The organism is Fibrella musci, from assembly GCF_041321105.1.
GTDB classification, from domain to species: Bacteria; Bacteroidota; Bacteroidia; order Cytophagales; family Spirosomataceae; genus Fibrella; species Fibrella musci.
The window spans coordinates 218,233-238,102 of the sequence record NZ_JBGGWD010000008.1; the positions used below are offsets into that span (position 1 = coordinate 218,233).

General features: G+C 56.8%; 16 protein-coding genes. 12 read left to right on the plus strand and 4 right to left on the minus strand.

Annotated elements, in window-relative coordinates:
* Positions 1-166 precede the first annotated feature (166 nt).
* The 9 genes from ACAW74_RS25305 to ACAW74_RS25345 all read left to right on the plus strand — a co-directional run bounded on the left by ACAW74_RS25305 (position 167) and on the right by ACAW74_RS25345 (position 9,786).
* Entirely contained in the window at positions 167-1,018 is an 852-nt protein-coding gene (locus ACAW74_RS25305; RefSeq protein WP_370701055.1) for a ThuA domain-containing protein, read from the plus strand.
* Between the two features lie 35 nt (positions 1,019-1,053).
* Positions 1,054-1,392, plus strand: coding sequence for a YrdB family protein (locus ACAW74_RS25310; protein ID WP_370701056.1), 339 nt, complete (start codon positions 1,054-1,056; stop codon positions 1,390-1,392).
* A gap of 27 nt (positions 1,393-1,419) precedes the next feature.
* Entirely contained in the window at positions 1,420-1,962 is a 543-nt protein-coding gene (locus tag ACAW74_RS25315) for a hypothetical protein (RefSeq protein ID WP_370701057.1), read from the plus strand.
* 151 nt (positions 1,963-2,113) lie between these two features.
* Entirely contained in the window at positions 2,114-3,019 is a 906-nt protein-coding gene (locus tag ACAW74_RS25320; RefSeq protein WP_370701058.1) for an NADP-dependent oxidoreductase, read from the plus strand.
* 42 nt (positions 3,020-3,061) lie between these two features.
* Positions 3,062-5,200: a hypothetical protein gene (locus tag ACAW74_RS25325; RefSeq protein WP_370701059.1), complete on the plus strand. Its 2,139-nt coding sequence runs from the start codon at positions 3,062-3,064 to the stop codon at positions 5,198-5,200.
* A 108-nt stretch (positions 5,201-5,308) separates the two neighbouring features.
* A complete protein-coding gene (locus tag ACAW74_RS25330; RefSeq protein ID WP_370701060.1) occupies positions 5,309-7,000 on the plus strand; it encodes a S41 family peptidase in 1,692 nt (563 codons plus the stop codon).
* A gap of 115 nt (positions 7,001-7,115) precedes the next feature.
* Positions 7,116-7,970, plus strand: coding sequence for a TIM barrel protein (locus ACAW74_RS25335; RefSeq protein ID WP_370701061.1), 855 nt, complete (start codon positions 7,116-7,118; stop codon positions 7,968-7,970).
* Between the two features lie 54 nt (positions 7,971-8,024).
* Positions 8,025-9,362, plus strand: coding sequence for a Gfo/Idh/MocA family protein (locus ACAW74_RS25340; RefSeq protein WP_370701062.1), 1,338 nt, complete (start codon positions 8,025-8,027; stop codon positions 9,360-9,362).
* A gap of 127 nt (positions 9,363-9,489) precedes the next feature.
* Complete coding sequence (locus ACAW74_RS25345; protein WP_370701063.1) at positions 9,490-9,786, plus strand: hypothetical protein; 297 nt, start codon at positions 9,490-9,492, stop codon at positions 9,784-9,786.
* A 127-nt stretch (positions 9,787-9,913) separates the two neighbouring features.
* Here the strand turns inward: ACAW74_RS25345 and ACAW74_RS25350 are convergent, their stop codons facing one another.
* Positions 9,914-10,363, minus strand: a complete 450-nt coding sequence (locus tag ACAW74_RS25350) for a PPC domain-containing DNA-binding protein (protein WP_370701064.1) — start codon at positions 10,361-10,363, stop codon at positions 9,914-9,916.
* A gap of 285 nt (positions 10,364-10,648) precedes the next feature.
* Between ACAW74_RS25350 and ACAW74_RS25355 the strand changes: the two genes are divergently transcribed.
* The 3 genes from ACAW74_RS25355 (at position 10,649) to ACAW74_RS25365 (ending at position 12,615) form a co-directional block, all read left to right on the plus strand.
* Entirely contained in the window at positions 10,649-11,083 is a 435-nt protein-coding gene (locus ACAW74_RS25355; protein WP_370701065.1) for a hypothetical protein, read from the plus strand.
* A gap of 26 nt (positions 11,084-11,109) precedes the next feature.
* On the plus strand, positions 11,110-11,925 hold the full coding sequence (locus ACAW74_RS25360) for a helix-turn-helix domain-containing protein (RefSeq protein ID WP_370701066.1): 816 nt from the start codon (positions 11,110-11,112) through the stop codon (positions 11,923-11,925).
* A gap of 66 nt (positions 11,926-11,991) precedes the next feature.
* A complete protein-coding gene (locus ACAW74_RS25365) occupies positions 11,992-12,615 on the plus strand; it encodes an NAD(P)-dependent oxidoreductase (protein WP_370701067.1) in 624 nt (207 codons plus the stop codon).
* 74 nt (positions 12,616-12,689) lie between these two features.
* Here ACAW74_RS25365 and ACAW74_RS25370 read toward each other — a convergent pair whose 3' ends face one another.
* The 3 genes from ACAW74_RS25370 to ACAW74_RS25380 form a co-directional block, all read right to left on the minus strand.
* Positions 12,690-14,480 (minus strand): RagB/SusD family nutrient uptake outer membrane protein, encoded by a 1,791-nt coding sequence (locus ACAW74_RS25370; RefSeq protein ID WP_370701068.1) that lies wholly within the window; start codon positions 14,478-14,480, stop codon positions 12,690-12,692.
* 33 nt (positions 14,481-14,513) lie between these two features.
* Positions 14,514-17,702 carry a SusC/RagA family TonB-linked outer membrane protein gene (locus ACAW74_RS25375; protein WP_370701069.1) on the minus strand — a complete coding sequence of 1,063 codons (3,189 nt, stop codon included), beginning with the start codon at positions 17,700-17,702 and terminating at the stop codon, positions 14,514-14,516.
* Between the two features lie 384 nt (positions 17,703-18,086).
* Positions 18,087-19,835, minus strand: coding sequence for a RagB/SusD family nutrient uptake outer membrane protein (locus tag ACAW74_RS25380; protein ID WP_370701070.1), 1,749 nt, complete (start codon positions 19,833-19,835; stop codon positions 18,087-18,089).
* Positions 19,836-19,870 lie beyond the last annotated feature (35 nt).

Here is a 19,870-nt window from a genome sequence, read left to right on the forward strand (position 1 = left end):
TCGTCTTTTTTGTCATGCCGAGGGACGAGGAATCTTGATGCGTCCTGACTCAAAAGTCGCGATAACGCAAGATTCATCGTGCCCCGGCATGACAAAAAGTCAAAAAACCGGGTAGAAAGATCTCGGTTAGCCGTCTCTAGAAAACAGATACGTTTTCGCTGCTCCCATGACCCGCTGTTGGCTACTCGTCCTTTTTAGCCTGTTCCTAATCACCACCACTACCCAAGCACAGCAACGTACCCACCGAGTCGGGCGGTACGGACGTACCCAGCCGTTTAGCGTCGTTGGGTTTTACACGGCCAAAAACGATCAGGCGCACATCAGCTTTGTGCATGAAGCCAATCGCTGGCTGGCCAAACTGGGGGCCGAACACGGCTTTCGCTACGATTCAACCAGTAACTGGAATGACCTGAACGCGTCGTTCCTGGCCAACTATCAGGTTGTGGTTTTTCTGGATACCCGCCCCGACAATCCTGAGCAGCGCGCCGCGTTTCAAACGTACCTGGAGCGGGGCGGCGCCTGGCTGGGCTTCCACTTCGCGGCTTTCGCTTTGACGCCCTCTACGTACCCACAAAACTGGGACTGGTACCACAACCAGCTGCTGGGATCGGGTCAATACGGCAGCAATACCTGGCGACCCACTGCCGCCATTCTGCGCGTCGAAGATCCGAAGCACCCCGTCACGAAGGGGTTGCCCAGAACGTTCCGGTCGGCACCCAACGAGTGGTATCGCTGGCAAAATGACCTGCGCCAGAACCCCGACATCGACATTCTGCTGGCCATCGACTCGACGAGTTTCCCGCTGGGCACCGGGCCAAAGCCGCACGAAATCTGGCACAGTGGCTACTATCCCGTCGTCTGGACCAACCGCAAATACCGGATGCTGTACGTCAACATGGGCCATAACGACATCGATTACGAACACAAAACCAACGCCGACCTGTCGTCGACTTTCCAAAGCCCTGAACAGAATCAGTTGATCCTGAATAGCTTGTTGTGGCTGGGTCGTAAACGGTAGGAATAGCCATAACTGGGCATTCGCCACGATTTCCGATGAACGCACTCAAAACGATCAATCTGGCGCTGGCTTTCCTGCTCGAACTGGCTCTGTTTGCCAGCCTGGCGCTGTGGGGCTTTCAGCAGGGCCGCACCACCTTCACCAGATACGCCTATGCCATCGGGCTGACGTTGCTGGGCATAACGCTGTGGGGTGTTCTCGCCGCGCCCCGGTCGGCCTACCGGCTGCCGTTTGCGGGGCGGCTCGTTTTTGAGCTGATTCTGTTCCTGACGGGCGCGGGGCTGCTGTACCTGACCGGACGCCACACCGCCGGGTTACTTTTTGCCGGCCTGGTCCTCGTCAGCGTGCTGATTGCGTTTCTTTACAAGCAGTAAATCACCCCAAGTCTTCCCCAACTGCGCATGACCGCCCACCGGTTCCTGTTCATCACAGCCCTTTTCGCCGCCGCCTGTTCAACACGCACCGAGCAACAAACGACCACCGACAGCCCGAAGACGGCCCCCGCTGCTTCTACGATGGGTTATTATCAACTCGAAGGCGACTCTGTTGTGATTCCCCCCGTGACCATCGCGGTGCAATTGAGCCCGAAAGCCGAGGCGAAGCTGAAAGCCCACAAGGAAACGGTCATCGTGGCGGCCTTTTTCAGCGGCACGCCCAAAGACACCACGAGTCAGGAGTTTCTGGAATCGGGAGAAATGGGGGTAAAAGATCAGAAAATCGAGTTAACGACGGGCCGGGTGGCCACCTTCGAACACCTCAAATTCGCCCGAAAAGACTACGACGCGCTGGCCAATAAAGACATTCGCCTGCTCGTCAACGTCTACAGCGGTCGCCGGTCGTCGCCCGATAACCTGCTGGATTGCGGTATTGTGGAGGGGCCAATGAGCGACCTGCGCGGCAAACGCCTGCCCATCACCGGCAAGCTGATCTACGGCGACGACTAGGGTCAGATAGCAAGACTGAACCACTGGGAATGCACTTTGTCAACGTGACGGCAGGGAAGTAAACGTTACAAAATCCACCCGCTGTGAGAACCATAAAAGCGGGTTTCGTGTCGAACGGGTAGGGTCGGTGTAACGCGGCCCGCTCGATACAATGAAAGCCATTACCATTAGTGAAAGAGGGTCGCTGGACAACATTCAGGTGCAGGACCTCGACGTACCCACGCCCAACGCCGGTCAGGTGCTGGTGCGTGTACATGCCTGTGGCATTAACCCTGTCGACTGGAAAGGCGTGATGAACGGCATTTTCCAGATGCCCTACATCATCGGCACCGACATCGCCGGCGTGGTGGAGCAGGTTGGCGCCGATGTAACGACGTTTGCCGTGGGCGACGAAGTGATTGGGTCACTCGAATGGGCCACGCAGGGTGCGTTTGCCGACTACATCGTTACCGAACCAAAGCATCTGGCGCTCAAGCCTACTAACCTGTCGTTTGCCGAGGCGGCGGCTATTCCGCTGGCGGGGCTGACGGCCTGGCAGGGGCTGTTCGACAAACTGATGATCCAGCCCGGCCAGAAAGTGTTAGTTCAGGCGGCGGCGGGCGGCGTAGGCTATTTTGCCGTGCAACTGGCCAAGTGGAAAGGCGCGCGGGTGGTCGCTGTGGCGTCGGAGAAAAACGAAGCCTTTGTTCGCGAAGCCGGTGCCGACGAGGTGATCGACTACCGCAACGGGTACGACAGCCTGCCCGCCGATTTCGATGCGGTCTTCGACAGCATGGGTACGTCGGCGCAGACGATTCCGCTGCTGAAACCGGGTGGCCGCTACGTGACCATCACCGCCAAACCCGCCGAAGGGCTGGCCGAGCAACACGGCGTTACGGCCCAGCATTTTCTGTTTCATGCCGACGCCGACCAGATGACGCAACTCGTCGGGCTGATCGAGCAGGGGACGCTTAAGGTGGTGCTCGACCGGCAATTTGCCCTCACCGATGCGAAAGAGGCGCTGGCGTACCAGAAACTAGGCCATTCCAAAGGTAAGAACGTGCTGCTCACTCAGTAACCAAACGGGGTAAGCGGCCTTATGCAGGCAAAAAAAGCCCGTATGTGCCGCTTACCCCTGATGTTCTTTTTGGCGCTAAGCGCGCTTGGCTCCCCCGCCCAACCTCGCGAAACGCCCATCGACCGGCAGGCCGTGGTGAATCGGCACCGGGTTGTGCTCACCAGACCCGACACGCTGGGTTCACTAACGGTGGGGAACGGGCGCTTTGCCTTCACGGTCGACGCCACGGGTCTGCAATCATTCCCCGAAGCCTACGCCCACGGCATTCCGCTGGGTACGCAGTCCGACTGGGGCTGGCATCGATTCCCCAACCGCGAAAACTACCAGTTCGATGACTGCCTGAAAACGTACCCATTCAACGGAAAAGACCGGCCCTATGCCGTGCAGAGCCGCGAACGCGGCCGGGCGCAGGGAGCCGCCGATTATTTCCGGCAAAATCCGCACCGCCTGCAACTGGGTAACGTGGGGCTGGTGATTCTGAAGCGCGACGGAAAACCCGCCCAACTGGCTGATCTGCAACAGGTACGTCAACAACTCGATCTGTGGACGGGCGAAATCAGCAGCTCATTCGTCGTTGAGGGTTCGCCCGTCAGCGTCACCACCTGCGCTCACGCGAGTCAGGATGTGGTTGCCGTGCGCGTGGTTTCGCCGTTGCTGCGTGACAAGCGCATTCAGGTACGTTTCCGGTTTCCGTATCCGACCAACGCCTTTTCGGATATGGGCGTCAATTATACCCACCCCGCCGACCACCAGACGCAACTGACCCTGCCGACGCTCAATTCGGCCCGTTTCAGTCGACAACTCGATGCCGATAGCTACGCGGTTACGGCCCGCTGGCTCGGCGCGGTCACGCTTCGGAACAATGCCCCCCACGAGTACACGCTCGCGCCCGCCGGGGGAACCGCATTCGGTATAAGTGTTCAGTTTTCGCCCAAACCTGTTACCAACGTACCTGACTTTACGGCCGTGGCCCAAAGCAGCCGCGCGGGCTGGCGGGCGTTCTGGCAGTCGGGTGGGGCAGTGGACGTAAGCGGTAGCACCGACCCGCGCGCCCACGAACTGGAGCGGCGCGTGGTGCTCTCGCAATACCTCACCCGTGTGCAATGCGCCGGTTCGTCGCCCCCGCAGGAGACCGGCCTGACCTACAACAGCTGGTTTGGTAAACCACATATGGAGATGTACTGGTGGCACGCCGCTCACTATGCGCTCTGGGGCCGGACCGAACCCCTCGAAAACAGCATGGGCTGGTATGAGCGCGCCCTGCCCACCGCCAAACGAATCGCTGCCCGGCAGGAGTATGCCGGCGTGCGCTGGCCCAAAATGACTGACCCAAATGGGGGCGAAACGGCGTCGTCGGTGGGATCATTTCTTATCTGGCAGCAACCGCACCCAATCTACCTAGCCGAGCTGATTTACCGCAACAAACCCGACCGCGCGGTGCTGCAACGCTACCGGAACGTCCTGTTTGCTACCGCCGATTTCATGGCATCGTTTGCGCACCTCAATCCAGCCACGGGCCGCTATGATCTGGGGAAAGGCGTGATTCCGGCGCAGGAATGTTTCGATCCTGTGCAGACGGTGAACCCACCCTACGAACTGGCCTACTGGCGCTGGGGACTGCAAACGGCGCAGCGCTGGCGGCAACGCCTTGGCCTGCCGCCCAACCCCGACTGGCAACGCGTGATCGACGGGCTGGCTCCGCTGGCGCAACAGGATGGCCTCTATAAAGCCGCCGAAAACGTGGCCGATTCCTACGGCCCCAACAGCGCGTACACCATCGACCATCCGGCGGTACTGGCCGCGATGAGCACACTACCACCCAACGGCGTGGTCGACCCGGCGGTGATGCAACGTACCTACGACCGGGTAGAGCAGGTCTGGCACTGGGACCACACCTGGGGCTGGGATTTTCCGCTAGTGGCCATGACCGCCGCCCGCCTCGGTCAGCCCGAGAAAGCCATCGACGCGCTGCTGCGGAACGTTACGACCAATACGTACCTGATCAACGGACACAATTACCAGACGCCCCGCCTGACGCTGTATTTACCCGGCAACGGTGGGCTGCTGGCGGCGATGGCTCTGCTTTGCGCGGGTTACGACGGTAACCAGACGCCCACGCCCGGCTTCCCGAAGAATGGCCGCTGGCAGGTACGTTGGGAAGGTCTGCGCCCCCTGCCGTAGGGAGCCGTGGCGCGCTACTCGGAGCCATTTTAACATATCTTATCAGTTGTCGTTGCAACGGCCTGATGCCGTCGGGGTCAGTGTGGTCAGACTCTTCTTTCGCTACGTATGCGCACGTTGCTACTCCTTTGCCTGTTGTCGTCTGTTTCATTGGCTCAGCCGCTCACCGATACCCAAAAACTGGCTTCGCTGGCCAAAGTATGGGGGTTTCTCAAGTACTATCATCCCGCCGTGGCGCCGGGTAAACGCGATTGGGATCAGCAGCTTATGACGTTGTTGCCTGCGGTGCAACAGGCGACCGACAAACAGGTACTGTCCGCAATTTACGGCCAACTGCTGGCTGAGTTAGGTCCGGTGAAGCCGTGCCGGAACTGCTCGGTCAGTGGTTCGAGTCAGCGGAATCTTGACCTGGCTTTTCTGGCTGATTCGCTGACGTTAACGCCTGATCTGCAACGGGCATTAGCCAATCTGGTGAGCAATCGCTATCAGGGGAAACCGTATTATGTACAACCCTCGGCTCCGCAGTCGGGATTCGCGTTGTCGTTCGACAACGAAAAACTCTACGAAACACAACGCCAACCCGGAGGCGGGACCGTTACCGAGCCCTACCGCCTGCTGGCCCTGTTTCGCTACTGGAACATCATCCACTATTTCTTTCCCTACAAATACGCCGTCGATGGCAACTGGAACGAGGTACTGACCGATCTGATCCCCGTTTTTCGGCAGGCCACGACGGAGGAAGCCTATCAACGCGCGCTTTATCAACTGACCAACCGTATCAACGACAGCCATGCTTTTATGCAGAACGTGGACAAAACGCGCTGCCTGCGTTGTGAACTGGGTGCGTTATGGCTCCCGTTTGAAACGACGTTTCTGGACCGTCAACTCGTGGTTGCCCGCCGCTTCAACGATTCGCTGAACGTACCGGCCCTGGTAACCGCTGGCACCGTCATTCAGGCTATTGACGGCGAACCGATCACGGCTCGTGTTGAGCGACTGCGCCCGTTTATCGCGGCTTCAAATGAGGGGGCGCTGCTGCGCGACCTGCGGTGGCTGATTGGCGCTGGGCCATCCAACGAGGCCCGACTCACCATCCGGCACAATGGGCGCGACACGGTTCTGCTGGTGCCTCGGTATCCCTACCCGAAACTAGGCCGGGCTATAGCGGCTACGGCTACCGAGCAGCGATATCCACTGAGCCAATGGCTCGCCGACAGCGTTGGGTACGTAAACATGGGCAAGCTGACAACGCCCCAGGTCGACAGTGTCATGAAACCGCTGCAAACCGCCCGCGCCCTGATTTTCGACTTACGAACGTACCCAAAAGGCACCCTCTGGCTCATTGGCCGGTATTTGACCGATGGACCAAGTCCGTTTGTGCGCTTCACCCGCGCCGACCTGCGGTTTCCGGGTACGTTCATCAGCGAAAAACCGACCGGGCTACCCCGCTTCAAGGGGACCGCCTATCGCGGTAAAGTGATCGTGCTGGTCGACGCCGACACGCAGAGTCAGGCCGAATTCACGGCGATGGCATTCCGGGCGGTGCCGGGTACGTTGCTGGTAGGCAGCCCCACGGCCGGTGCCGATGGCAATATTGCGTGGATACCCCTGCCGGGCGGTTATCGGACGGCCTTTAGCGGCATAGGCGTATACTACCCTGACGGACGCGAAACCCAGCGGGTCGGTATTGTGCCCGATGTACTGGTAACCCCAACCCTCGCCGGTATTCGGGCGGAGCGCGACGAGGTGCTGGAACACGCGCTCCAACTGCTTCAGCGCACCGACGAGCCGCTACGCTGACCGGCCGATTCTGGTGGTAATGAGCCTTTTTCGGCAAAACCAGCCCGTTGTATGTTAAGTACGGTTGGCCCACTGCTTTTACTGTCTCAAACCGAACGAATCAAGACGTAATTGCATGACAACACGTAGAGTCTTTCTGAAAAGTACCGGCGGGTTGGCCGCCCTGAGCAGCCTGGGAGCCACGCAGGCCCTGGCCGACGCCCCTGCCCCCGCCAGTGACGATCAGTTCAAACTGGGTATGGCGGGCTATACGTTTGTCCATTTCAAGCTCGATCAGGCGCTCGAGATGCTGCGCAAAGTAGATGTCCATTACCTGTGCATCAAGGATTTCCACCTGCCACTCGACAGCACCCCCGAGCAGATCGCCGAGTTTCACGCCAAACTCAAAGAGTCGAACGTGACGGGCTACGCCGTGGGGCCCATCTACATGAAAACCGAAGCCGAGGTCGATCGGGCGTTTGCGTATGCCAAGCGGGTAGGGGTGAAGCTGATTGTGGCCGTGCCCAACGTGGAACTGCTGCCGCTGGTGGATAAGCGGGTGAAAGAATATGACTTCCGGGTGGCCATTCACAACCACGGCCCCGACATTGCGCTCTACCCAAACCCGGCGTCAATTTATAAGGAAATCAAAGACCTCGACCCGCGCATCGGCTTCTGCTTCGACATGGGCCACGACAAACGCTTCGGCGAAGACCCCGTTGCCGATTTGCAGATCTACGCCAAACGCATTTTCGATATTCACCTGAAAAACGTGTCGGCGGCGACCAAGGAAGGCAAAACCTGCGAGCTGGGCCGCGGCGTGATCGATATTCCGGCGTTTGTGCAGATGCTCCGCAAAATCGGCTATTCGGGTTCGTGCAGCCTCGAATATGAGAAAGACATGAAAGACCCGCTAGCCGGTATTGCCGAGTCGGTGGGGTATTTTCGGGGTGTTTGCGAGGCCACCCGCTCCGGCAAACGCCGCTCCTGAATCGCTCCAGATTTTATTGTCTTACCCTGTTCACCCCTCACTCTCTAGCGTTTCATGGAAAATTCCAGACGTGATTTTATCAAAAAAGCAGCCCTGGGCACCGCCGGTTTAACGTTCGCCAGCTACGGCATGTCGGCCAAAAGCTATGCCCGTATTCTGGGTGCCAACGAGCGTATCCACGTAGCCATTGCCGGGCTTGGTCGGCGGCTGGGTGCCTATTATGAGCCCATCGGCAAAAAAGAAAGCAACGTCGAACTGATGTACCTGTGCGACGTGATGAAGTCGCAGCGCGAAGCCGGGGCGCAGAAGTTCGCCAAACACATCAATTACCAGCCCAAGCTGGAAAACGACATCCGGAAGGTCATTGCCGATAAGAACGTCGATGCGCTGTTTATCGCCACGCCCGACCACTGGCACGCGCCAGGTACGTGGCTGGCCACGCAGGGCGGCAAGCATGTGTACGTCGAAAAGCCGTGTAGCCATAACCCCCGCGAGGGCGAAATCCTGATGGAGTGCCAGCGCCGCTACGGCAAGGTAATTCAAATGGGCAATCAGCAACGCTCGGCCGTCGAGTCGATCGACATCGTCAATCAGATTCATAATGGGGTGATCGGTACGCCCTACAAAGCGGTGGCCTTTTACGTGGCGCAGCGCGGCGAGGTGCCCATTCCCAAAGCCGCGCCCGTGCCCGACGGCCTCGACTGGGATTTATTTCAGGGACCGGCCCCACGCATGCCCTACACGCACGACACCTGGGATTACAACTGGCACTGGTATGGCTGGCATTACGGCACGGCCGAAAGCGGCAACAACGCCACCCACGAACTCGACGTGGCGCGGTGGGCGTTGCAGGTCGAATACCCCGAATTTGTATCGACCGAAGCGGCCAAGCGGCATTTTATGAACGACGGCTGGGCGGTATACGATACGATGGAAGCGACCTTCCGGTTTCCGGGCAACAAGATCATTCAGTGGGATGGCAAGAGCCGCAATGGCTACAAAACCTACGGCTCCGACCGGGGCACGGTCATCTTCGGATCGACGGGTAGCGTCTATGTCGACCGGGACGGCTACAAACTGTATAACCGCGATGGTAAACTCGTAAAAGACAGCAAATCGGCTGGCTCAGAGGCGGGTACGGCGCTTGGCGGCGGAGGCGACATGACGACCCGGCACGTGGTGAACTTCTTTGAGGCCATCCGTGGCAAGGAAAAACAGGCGTCGCCCATCGATGAAGGAGCCAAGAGTACCTTGCTCTGCCACCTGGCGAATATCTCGTACCGGGTAAATAAACCGTTTGAGGTCGACACCAAAAATGGGCACATTAAAGACAAGGAAGCCATGAAGTTGTGGAGCCGGGACTACGAGAAAGGCTGGGCTTATTCGGCATAAAAACACCGGTTGAGCCAATCTGAACCAACGTTCGTCGTTAAACATATAGGCTGCTTCGGTAGTCGTAGGAGAGGTGGGTAGCTCAAAAGCGGCCCACTGTATGGTGCAACGTTAACAGAAAGAACTCATGAAAACGGTAAAATTTGCCCTGCTTCTGATTGGTCTAAGCCTGTTTATCAGCCCATTTGCTGAAGCCCAGCGGTTTCGTCACCGCCACCACTATCGCTACTATGCTCGCCCGGTCTATGTGGCGCCTCGCCCGGTTTATGTAGTGCCCCGTCCGGTTTACGTCGCCCCACGCCGCTATTATGCTCGGCCCCGTCCGGTCTATGTTGCCCCACGCCGGTACTATGCCCCGCGCCGCTATTATGCCCGTCCGCGTCCCGTTTACGTCGCGCCCCGCCGGGTCTATCGGCGCTGGTAGGATTCTCGATTTTTCATTCGCTTGGCACGTACCCAACACTAGACCGCTATGGCAGCTACTGTTGGGTACGTTGTTTTAGTGCTTGAGGAGCACAATTAGCAACGTACCCAACTCTGTACACAGAAGTTTACTCGTCCAGGCTAAGCACATTGGCTCCCAGTTTTTCGTCCATTTTTCGTTCGAGCCGTTGCGGGTGTACCGTAATCATAATTTCGACCGAACCTGTGCTCACCGTGGCCGAAAGAATATGACCGGCGTGTGCTTTGAACTGTGCATCGCCGACCACACCATGCGCATGGATCGACGGCTTACCCTCTTGCCAGGCCAGGCTACCGGTCAGGCTGGTTAGCTCGACATCGGTAAATGTTTTTGGCTTGTATTCTTTCTTTTTGAAGTCGAAAAAGCCAAACTGAATCGTGACGAAACCCAGTCCGGTGAACGTAGCCGAAGGAATGGATTCCTGCCGGGCCAGTGTCTCCAACTGCTCGAAGACATTGTCTCCCTGCTGTAAAACCATCAAGTAGCCAGCGGGTACTTTGGTATAGCGTTTGGGTTGGGCCAGCGTAGGGGTGCTCATTAAGAGTATAGCTAGTAGTAAATAAAGAAACAGACGGCGCATAGGGTGTGTCGATGATCGAGTACTCCTAAGACCTTGGCCGTTGCTTCGTTGTTCAGATAAGTCATGTAAAGAACGCGGGGAACGGTTGTTAAGCTGCATTTGGGCATTATCATAACAGCGATTAAGCAATAGGTGAGGGGATGGTTTCCGGCCGGGCGAGGCCACGTAAGCAGTGGCTCTCAAACAGACTACGAGCGGCTATGCAACCAATCTGGCTAGCGTTGCATCTTCGCCGAAAAGACCATGACGATGTATTCAAACCTGATCTTGCCCATTCTCCTGGCCGCTACAGTTTGGGCAGCTACCGGCTCCGATTCACAGGCGCAAAGTGGTATGAATAGCGGTAAACCAATTATCACCTATAACCCCCACGGCCCTCTGCCTCAGATTAAGACGCAGTTTCCACCTGCGTTCCCTGGTGGCGACGAAAAACTGAACACTTTTGTGCTCAATCAACTTGACGACGCAGAGAACCCTGTCAAACTAGGGCGGAAAACCTGGTTAACAGCCACCCTTGATAAGACTGGTAAGGTCATCGAATTGGTACCGACGTATGACGCCGATCCGACGTTGAAAAAGGAACTGGCGCGGGTGGGTGTTGCCATGCCTCGCTGGCATCCCGGAACGATTAACGACCAGGGCGTAGAGACGAACTATCAATTTTTACTGCGCCGGTAAACGGTGCATTACGTATCCTGACTACTATGATTCCTCAACGTATTGCGCCATCGGCTGCGCTGCGGTCGTTTGTCAAGGAGTGGCTGGTGCTGGAAACTATCGATCCGGCGGCACCGGCGCAGTCGTTTTCGTTTTTTGCGGATGGCTTTCCCGGCCTGGTCTTTCAGCAATCGGCACGCGCCGGGGTGATGCTGGCCAACAAGACCGATACGCTGGCGTCGTTGTTTGTGTATGGCCAACCGGTTAAGCCTGTTCAGATCACTACCGAAGGTCCCTTTCGGCTGATTGTCGGCTTGTTACATCCGCAGGCGATCAGGCCGTTGCTGGCAGTTAGGGCGAATGAACTGACGGATACCTGCTATGATCTGAGTGTATTGCCAACGCACCACATCGAGTCGTTGCAGGATCAGCTTTGGTACAGAACGGCAGCTGAACAGATCAGTCGGCTATCAGCCTATCTACTCCAGCTCGCTCGGACCACTGCCTTTGGCGCCGACCCAGCCTTGGATTACGCACTCGGGCGCATTCGGATGACGAATGGACTAACCCAGTTACCTGCGTTGCAGCAGTACCTGAACATCTCAGAGCGCACGTTTGAGCGCCGGTTCGAGCAGTACGTTGGCATTTCGCCGCGGCTGTTTTCGCGTATTTGCCGGTTTCAGTCGGCACTAAGTCAACTGGAAAGCCGCAGCTACGGGAAGCTGTCGGACATTGCGTTCGATAATGGGTACGCCGATCAGTCGCACTTTATTCGCTCGTTCAAGGAGTTCACGGGGAGTACGCCCCTTCAGTTTCGTCAGCATCGGGTAGACGCTAAGCCCTTCGTTCGCCTGGGTACGTAGGTGTTCCTGTCGGTTTTGTTCTATTTTACCCCCTTGCCGTCGGGTACGTTTGCCTAAAAAAACGATATGCGAATCATCATTTTTGGAGCAACGGGCAGCATCGGCCGTGAGCTTGTTCGTCAGGCACTCGATCAGGGGCATACCGTCACCGCTTTCAGCCGCCGGCCTGAAGCGCTAAAGGTTGAGCATCCTGCTCTTCAGGTGTATGCAGGCGACGTGCTGGATTACGCGGCTGTTGAGCAGGCCATTGGGGGACACGATGCCGTATTGTGTGCGCTAGGGGCAGGGCGTAAAGGCACTGTACGTGCCGAAGGTACCCGACACATCATCCAGGCAATGGAACGCGAAGGGATTGATCGCCTCATTTGCCAGACCACGCTGGGCGCTGGTAATAGCCGTGAAAATCTGAATTTCTTCTGGAAGCACCTGATGTTTGGCCTCTTGCTGAAACAGGCCATGCAGGACCACGAGTTGCAGGAGCAGTACATCCGGCGCAGTTCGCTCGACTGGACGATCGTTCGGCCCGCCGCCTTTACCGACGGCCCGCTCACCAACCAGTATAAACACGGCTTTGGTCCCAACGCTGACGGGTTGACGCTGAAAATCTCGCGTGCCGACGTGGCAGCTTTTATGCTGACTCAGCTCACTGCGGCAACGTACCTGCGGAAAACGCCAGGCCTGTCGTATTGATAGCCAACGAAAAAGCCCGTTCCGAGCAATCGCTCGAAACGGGCTTTCTTACCTAATAAGCAAGTGTGTGTCGGCTATTTGTAAGCCGGGTTCTGCACCAGCGTGGGCTGACCGCTTTTGAAGGCATTGTCGATTGCCTGTTGGGGAACGGGGTAGTATTCGTTCCGGCCTTTCACAAAACGAGCGCCGCGCTTGTAGGTACGTTTGTCGGCCTCTTTAGTCACGTAGGTGTTGAGCACGTCGGCGGCAATACCCCAGCGAACCAGGTCGAAGAAGCGGTGGCCTTCCATCGCGAACTCCAGACGCGTTTCGAACCGAACAGCCTTACGAGCGGCTTCTTTGGTGGCAAACGCCGATGCCGGATACTCCTTGATGAGGTAGTTGGCAGCGGGCTTGCTTTCATCGACCGTGTAGGCATCGCGCGTAGACCCCTGCGTAGCGAGCTTCACGAAGTCGGCCGGGTTGGCGGCCCGTTTGCGGATCATGTTGACCAGTTGAAGGGCGCGGGTCAGGCTACCCACTTCCACTTCGGCTTCGGCCAGCCACAGCAGTACGTGCGAGTACCGGATCATGCGGTAGTTGTTGGCCGTCAGGTTTACCCAGCCAGCACCCAGCAGCGTGTTCTTCCGTGAGGCAACGTGCTTCTTGGGTGAGTAAGGGCCACCGTATGACTGATCCCGGATGAAGTCGCTGTTATGGATTTTCCAGTCTTTGAACAGGATACCCCGGCGGCCAACCGTCCAGTCGAGGCGGGGGTCAAGCGTACCCGTGTGCGGCGTGTAAGCTGCTTCGAAAGCAACACCCTGATCGTTCTTTACGTCTGAATCGTTGAACGTGTCGAGCAGGGGCAGGCCGTTGGCGTCGGTTTTGTAGGCGTTTACCAGATTTTGCGACGGCTGGTAGAACCCGCAGCAGCCCCAGGGCGACGCGTAGGGGTGAGCCAGACCCATACCGGCGTTGGCCGCGCCATCATCGGCTGCCGACTTCGCATACTGCACCTCGAAGATCGACTCCTTATTGTTGCGGGTGTCCGAATCGAAGTTCTGCGAGTAGTTCTCCATCAGGGAGAATTTGCCGCTGTTTACGATTTGGTCGAGCAGCGTTTTGGCCTGTTGCAGCTTGGTCGCGTTGGGTGCTCCCGTGCTGATGTCAAAACCCTGGAACATGTAGGTCTTGGCCAGGTGCGCCATGGCAGCCCACTTGGTCGGACGGCCGGGTTCGGCCTGCGTTTCGGGCAGCACCGCCATTGCCGCCTGGAAGTCGGCTTCGATGTTCGGCCAGATCTCCTTGTCGTTCGGTACCTTAGTTGAGTTCGGGTCGCTGGCATCGTAGATTTTCTCGTCGATGTACGGAACGTACCGGAAAATCTTACGGGCCTCGAAGTGGAAATAACCACGCAGGAACCGAGCTTCGGCTTCGATCTGCTTCTTGCGGGCATCGGTGATTCCCGTGGCAGCGCCTAAGTTGTCGAGCAGGTCATTCGTACGGGCAACCCCCTCATACAACCCACGCCACTTGTTACGGGTGTGGTTGAGGGTCGGCTGGAAGTCGTAGCGCTCGATGAACGACTGCTCAGGCTGGTCACCCGAGTCGGTGCCTTTGTAGGCATCATCGGAGGCGATACCCCCGTAGACCCAGTTCTGTACTTCGTGGTTCCAGGCGTCTTGCCCGTCAATCCCCTGTCCATCGATCATGCCGTAAGCACCAATCAACAGCCCCTCGATGCCATTGCTGTTGCTAAGCGAGGCGGGGCTGTACTGTCCCTGTGGCTGACGGGTCAGAAAGTCGGTGCTACACGCGTCCAGCAGCAAAAGGCCTGTGAGCGTTAGCGTTGAGATGACAATTTTTTTATGAAGAAGTTGCATAATGTTATGCCGATTGTCTTTGGGAGTAATGACTTAGAAACTTAGGTTCAGACCGAACAGGAGTGTCCGTGATACCGGCAGATAACCACCATCGAAGCCCAGGTTCCGGTTACGGTCACCACTCGAGTTGTTCGAGATGCTGATCTCCGGGTTGAGGCCGGTGTACTTCGTAACGGTCAGCAGGTTTTGGCCCTGAACGTACACCTGAGCGCTACCGAGGCCCAGCTTCGAGAGCAGCGCGGTGGGCAGCGTATAGCCCAGTTGAACGTTTTTCAGACGGAAGTATGAACCGTTTTCGATGAAATACGTCGAGGGAAGGCTGCTAACCTGATCGTTGGCGTCAGGAATAGGCGTGGTGCCCCCCTTGTTGGTTGGTGACCAGGCTTCATACAAGGCGCGCTTCGACCGGTTACCCTGGAAGGTGTTGAAGTCGGTGAAGTAGCGCGTGTAGTTGAAGATCTGGTTGCCCTGCGAGCCACTACCAAATACGGTAAGGTCGAAGTTTTTGTAGCCCAGGTTCAGGTTAAGGCCATACGTGAAGTCGGGGTGCGGCGAACCAATAACCGTACGGTCGGCGTCGGTAATCACACCATCACCGTTGATGTCGGCAAATTTGAATTTACCGGCTTTGTTGTAGGTGGTTGTACCGAACGGCGCCCAGGCTTTCGCTTCTTCATCGCTCTGGAAGATACCCAGCACTTTGTAGCCATAGAACGACGACACCGGCAGACCTGCCTGCGTCAGGGTAACCCCACCGCCCGGCACGCGTGAACTATAGCCGAAGTAGCGGGTCGACGGGCTTTCGTCCAGTTGAATGACTTCGTTGCGGTACGTCGCGAAGTTCAGCGTAGCACCGTAGCGGAAATCGCCGCGACGGTCACGGTAGCTGATGGCCAGATCGACCCCGCGGTTGCTCATGCTACCGACGTTGTACGACGGAATTTCGGCATCACCCGCCGAATACGTAAACGGCGTCGTAAACAGCATGTCGGTGGTTTTCCGGCTCCATACGTCGAAGTTCACCTCCAGTTTGTTGGCAAGCATCGACACGTCGAAACCGATGTTGGTCGAGGCCGTCGATTCCCATTTCGCGTTCGGGTTACCGAAGCGGCGGATGTCGAAACCAGCCGTAGCCGTGCCCGGATCACCGTTGATCGGATAGCCTGAGTGGTAGGTATCTGACTGATAGGTCGTGTACGCGTTGTAATCACCAATCGCCTGGTTACCTGTCTGCCCATAGCCAGCCCGGATCTTCATGTCATTGATGAAGGTGATGTTCTTGAAGAAATCTTCCTGCGAAATCCGCCAGCCTGCTGATACGGCGGGGAAGAGGGCGCTGTTTGAGGCAGCCAGGAAGCGCGACGACTGGTCACGACGCAAAATCGCCTGGAACAGGTACTTGTCGTTGAAGGCGTAGTTGACTTTACCAAACAGCGAGAACAGTGTATAATCCTGCTCAACCCGACCGCTGTTGGCCGATGTCGCCCGCGTACCCAGATCGAGGTAGCTCTGAATCGAGAGCTGATCGTTGAAGAAGCCGCTGCGGAAGGCATCGAAATACTCCTGATACTGCTTGATGGCCTCCGTACCGACAAACGCTTCTACTTTATGCGCGCCGCCGAAGGTTTTCGCGTAGTTCAGGGTGTTGGTCCATACCCACTGGTAGTTGTACCGGCTCTGATCGTTCAGTTCCAGGTTGAAGTTCCCTTCGATGTATTCCGGGTTAGCGCGGCGCAGGTATTTGGCGCGGTCGCTGTTGGCATCGATACCGATCGAACTACGAACCATGAAGCCCGCAGGCAGGTCCACTTCGGCATAGGCATTACCAAACACGCGGATGCTGTTGTAGCGGTTGTCGCGCTGACGATACAGCGTTGCTACCGGGTTTTCGTTGTTACCAAGGTTCAGACCACGGCTACCCGCAAAGTTACCGGCGATGTCAAAAACCGGCAGCAGGGGGTGGTGCTTGTAGGCGCCCGATACCGCGTTCTGTTCTTCGTTGTTGTTGAAACCACCTTTACGGCTGCTGTAGGCCACCGTCAGGTTTTCACCAACCCGGATGCGCTTCTTCACGTTGAACTCCGTATTGGCCCGGATCGAATAGCGGTCGTAGCCGATGTATTTTACCGTACCTTCCTGGTTGAAGTAGTTGACCGACAGGGCGTAACGGCCGGTTTCTGAACCGCCCGAAGCGCCAATCTGGTAGTTCTGGATGGGCGCGGCCTGCGTTACTTCGTCAAACCAGTTGGTGTTGGCTGAGCGAGTGATCGGGTAAATGTTGTTTGGTGTCAGCGAGTATTTGGCCGGATCCACATCGGGTGAGCCTTCGGCACCGCGGCTGGGGAATACGTAGGCCGGAATCGTCACCTGCCCGTTGGCACCGTACGTATACTGGCCGTGCGACGGTGTTTTGCCCGCGTTCACGTCGGCCAGATACAGGTATTGACCCAACTCTGTCGAATTCAACACTTCGCCTTTCTTGGCCCATTGCTGAGAACCATAATACGCGTCGAAGGTAATGCGCGACACACCCGCTTTTCCTTTTTTCGTCGTGATGATGACAACGCCGTTGGCTGCCCGCGACCCGTAGATCGACGACGCCGATGCATCTTTCAATACCTGGAAGGTTTCGATGTCGTTCGGGTTGATGGTGCCCAGGTTCTGCGTCGGAACACCGTCGATGATGTACAGCGGGTCGTTGCTACCGATGGTGCCCAGACCACGAATCCGCACGGTAGCACTACCGCCCGGCGTGGCGTCGTTTGTCACGGTTACCCCGGCCACCCGGCCCTGCAACTGCTGCGATACGTCTGTGGCCGGAATCGACAACAGTTCTTTGGTATTGACCGTAGCTACTGCCCCAGTAATATCCCGGCGCGATTGCGAGCTATAGCCCGTGACAACCACCTCGTTCAGCGTCGCATTTTCCTCGCTAAGCGACACCCGGATATTGGTTTGGTTGCCCAGGCGAACTTCCTGTGCCTTATACCCGATGAATGAGAAGACCAGGGTGGCATCATCCGTGGCAACAATCGAGAACTCACCATTTGGGTTGGTTACAGCTCCCCGAGTGGTGCCCTTCACTGTTACATTGACGCCGGGTAACCCCGTCCCGTCGGCCTGGCTGGTCACGCGCCCTGTCCGGGTAGTGCCCTGCGCCAACGCCATTCCGCTCGTGAATAGCACCCCCAAGAAGAGGGCGATGCCCATGAATCTGGACATGTAGATGTTTAACATAGAGTATAATATTAGGTTTGTCTGATAGCCACTCTTTTGAATGACTAACTCTAAAGCTATTACCTATCAGTAAAGCCGCAAACCACTTAGCAGTATTGCCTGAAATAATTATATATATACGCTAATTATTGTTAATTTTTCATAAAATAATGCAATGCGTAAATTTGATATTTACTAAGTAATTTATGGATGATATTGTAAAATACTCAGGTATTGAGTTGAGTACGATTTTTCGGAAAATTGACTGATTCTGGGATAAATCATTTATTTATCTATATTACACATAGATAAACTATACATGGCTCACGAAAAAGGGTCCGCCAATCAGTTGGCGGACCCTTTTTCTATATTAGCTAAGAAAGTGGCTTCTTAGTTATATCCCGGGTTTTGCTTGAGTACATCGCGACCCTGGTAGTCGATCTGCGTCAGCGGGATCGGCATATACTCATCTTTGTTGGCTGTGAACTTCGCCCCGCCGTAGCCTACAGGCAGCTTCTGGCTTTCATAAGCGATGAACGCGTTCAGTACCGTAGAGGCAGTGCCCCAGCGCACGAGATCATAGAAACGGTGGCCTTCGCCCGATAGCTCCAGTTTACGCTCAAACTGAACAGCCGTCCGCGCCGCTTCTTTGCTGGCGAATGCAGTTGCGTACGTGTTGATGGCGTAGTTGGCCGCATTGGCTCCGCTTGCTTTCACCCAGTAGGCTGGGTTGGCTGCCCGCGTCCGAATCTGGTTGATGTAGGTACGTGCCGTTTCCAGGCTGCCCACTTCAATTTCAGCTTCGGCTGCCATCAGCAGCACGTCGGCAAACCGGATGATGTTGTAGTTAATAGCCGAATAACCATCCGTCCATGAGCTACCATCGGTGAGGGTCTTGTCCTGCGATTTGTAGAAGATAAACTTCTTGGGCGAATAGGGACCAGCAAAGCCCTGGTCACGAATCCAGTCGAGGCCGGGGTGTACCTGCCAGTCGAGGTAGGGGATACCCCGGCGGCCAATCGACCAGTCGAGACGGGGATCTACGGGGCCGGCATCGGGCGTGAAGGCGGTCTTCGAGTCGATACCCTGATCGTTTTTCAACTGGTTGTTACCCGTGTTGTACGAACCATCGAGCAGCGGCAGGCCGTTGGCGGTGCGGAACGAGTTGGCCAGCTCGAAGCTCGGCGCAAAGAAACCGCAGCAACCGGCCGGGCCATTCGACCCCGTGTTGTACGGGAAGTTCAGATCCAGTTCCTGGGCCGAGTTGGCTACGTCGCCGGTGTTAACCGCTGCCTGAATCGCAAACACCGACTCTTCGTTGTTGTCTTTTTCGGCATTGAAGAGATCCGTGTAGTTGGCAACCAGCGCATACTTTTTACCACCCGCCGTTACACCATTGGCAATGACCTGATCAAACAGGGCTTTGCTTTCCGTGTACTTCTTCTGGTACAGGTACGTCTTAGCCAGGTACGCCGTAGCCGCCCACTTGTTGGCGCGACCTACTGCTGTCTGGGTAGCAGGCAGGTTATCAGCCGCGAATTTGAAGTCGGCTTCGATCTTCGGCCAGATGTCGGTGTTGTTGGGGATTTTCTCGATGCCGGTGCCGTAGTCCTGCGTCTCATCGATGTAGGGCACCATGTTGAACGAGCGCTTCAGTTCGAAATAATAGTGCGCCCGCAGGAACCGAGCTTCAGCTTCGATCCGGGTTTTGTCGCCCGCCGAGACGTCCGACGCGGCGTTAGGCAGCAGGCGCAACGCGGCGTTTGCCCGGCTGATACCCTCATACATGCCCCGCCACTTGTCGTTTACGTCGCCGTTGGAAGGCAGCAGTTCAAAACGCTGGAAGGTGATGAAGTTACTGTTACCACCCGCATCGCCTGAGTTTGAGCCCTTGTTGGCTTCACCACCCGACACGCTGCCCCGTACCCAGTTGAACGAACTGGTAGCCCGGGAGAATCCCCGGCCATTAAGTTGAGCGTAGGCCGAAACCAGTACGCCGTCGATACCGGCCCGCGTCGTGAGCTGATCGCCCGAGAGCTGCCCTGCGGCGGGTATCTGTAGAAACGTTTCTTTACAGGCGAACGTGGTCAGCAGCAACATGGCCGCAATGGTGGTTCCCCTAAGAAATGGCTTGTTCATAATAGCTAATTGTAACGTTGTTTGATGTGGTCAGG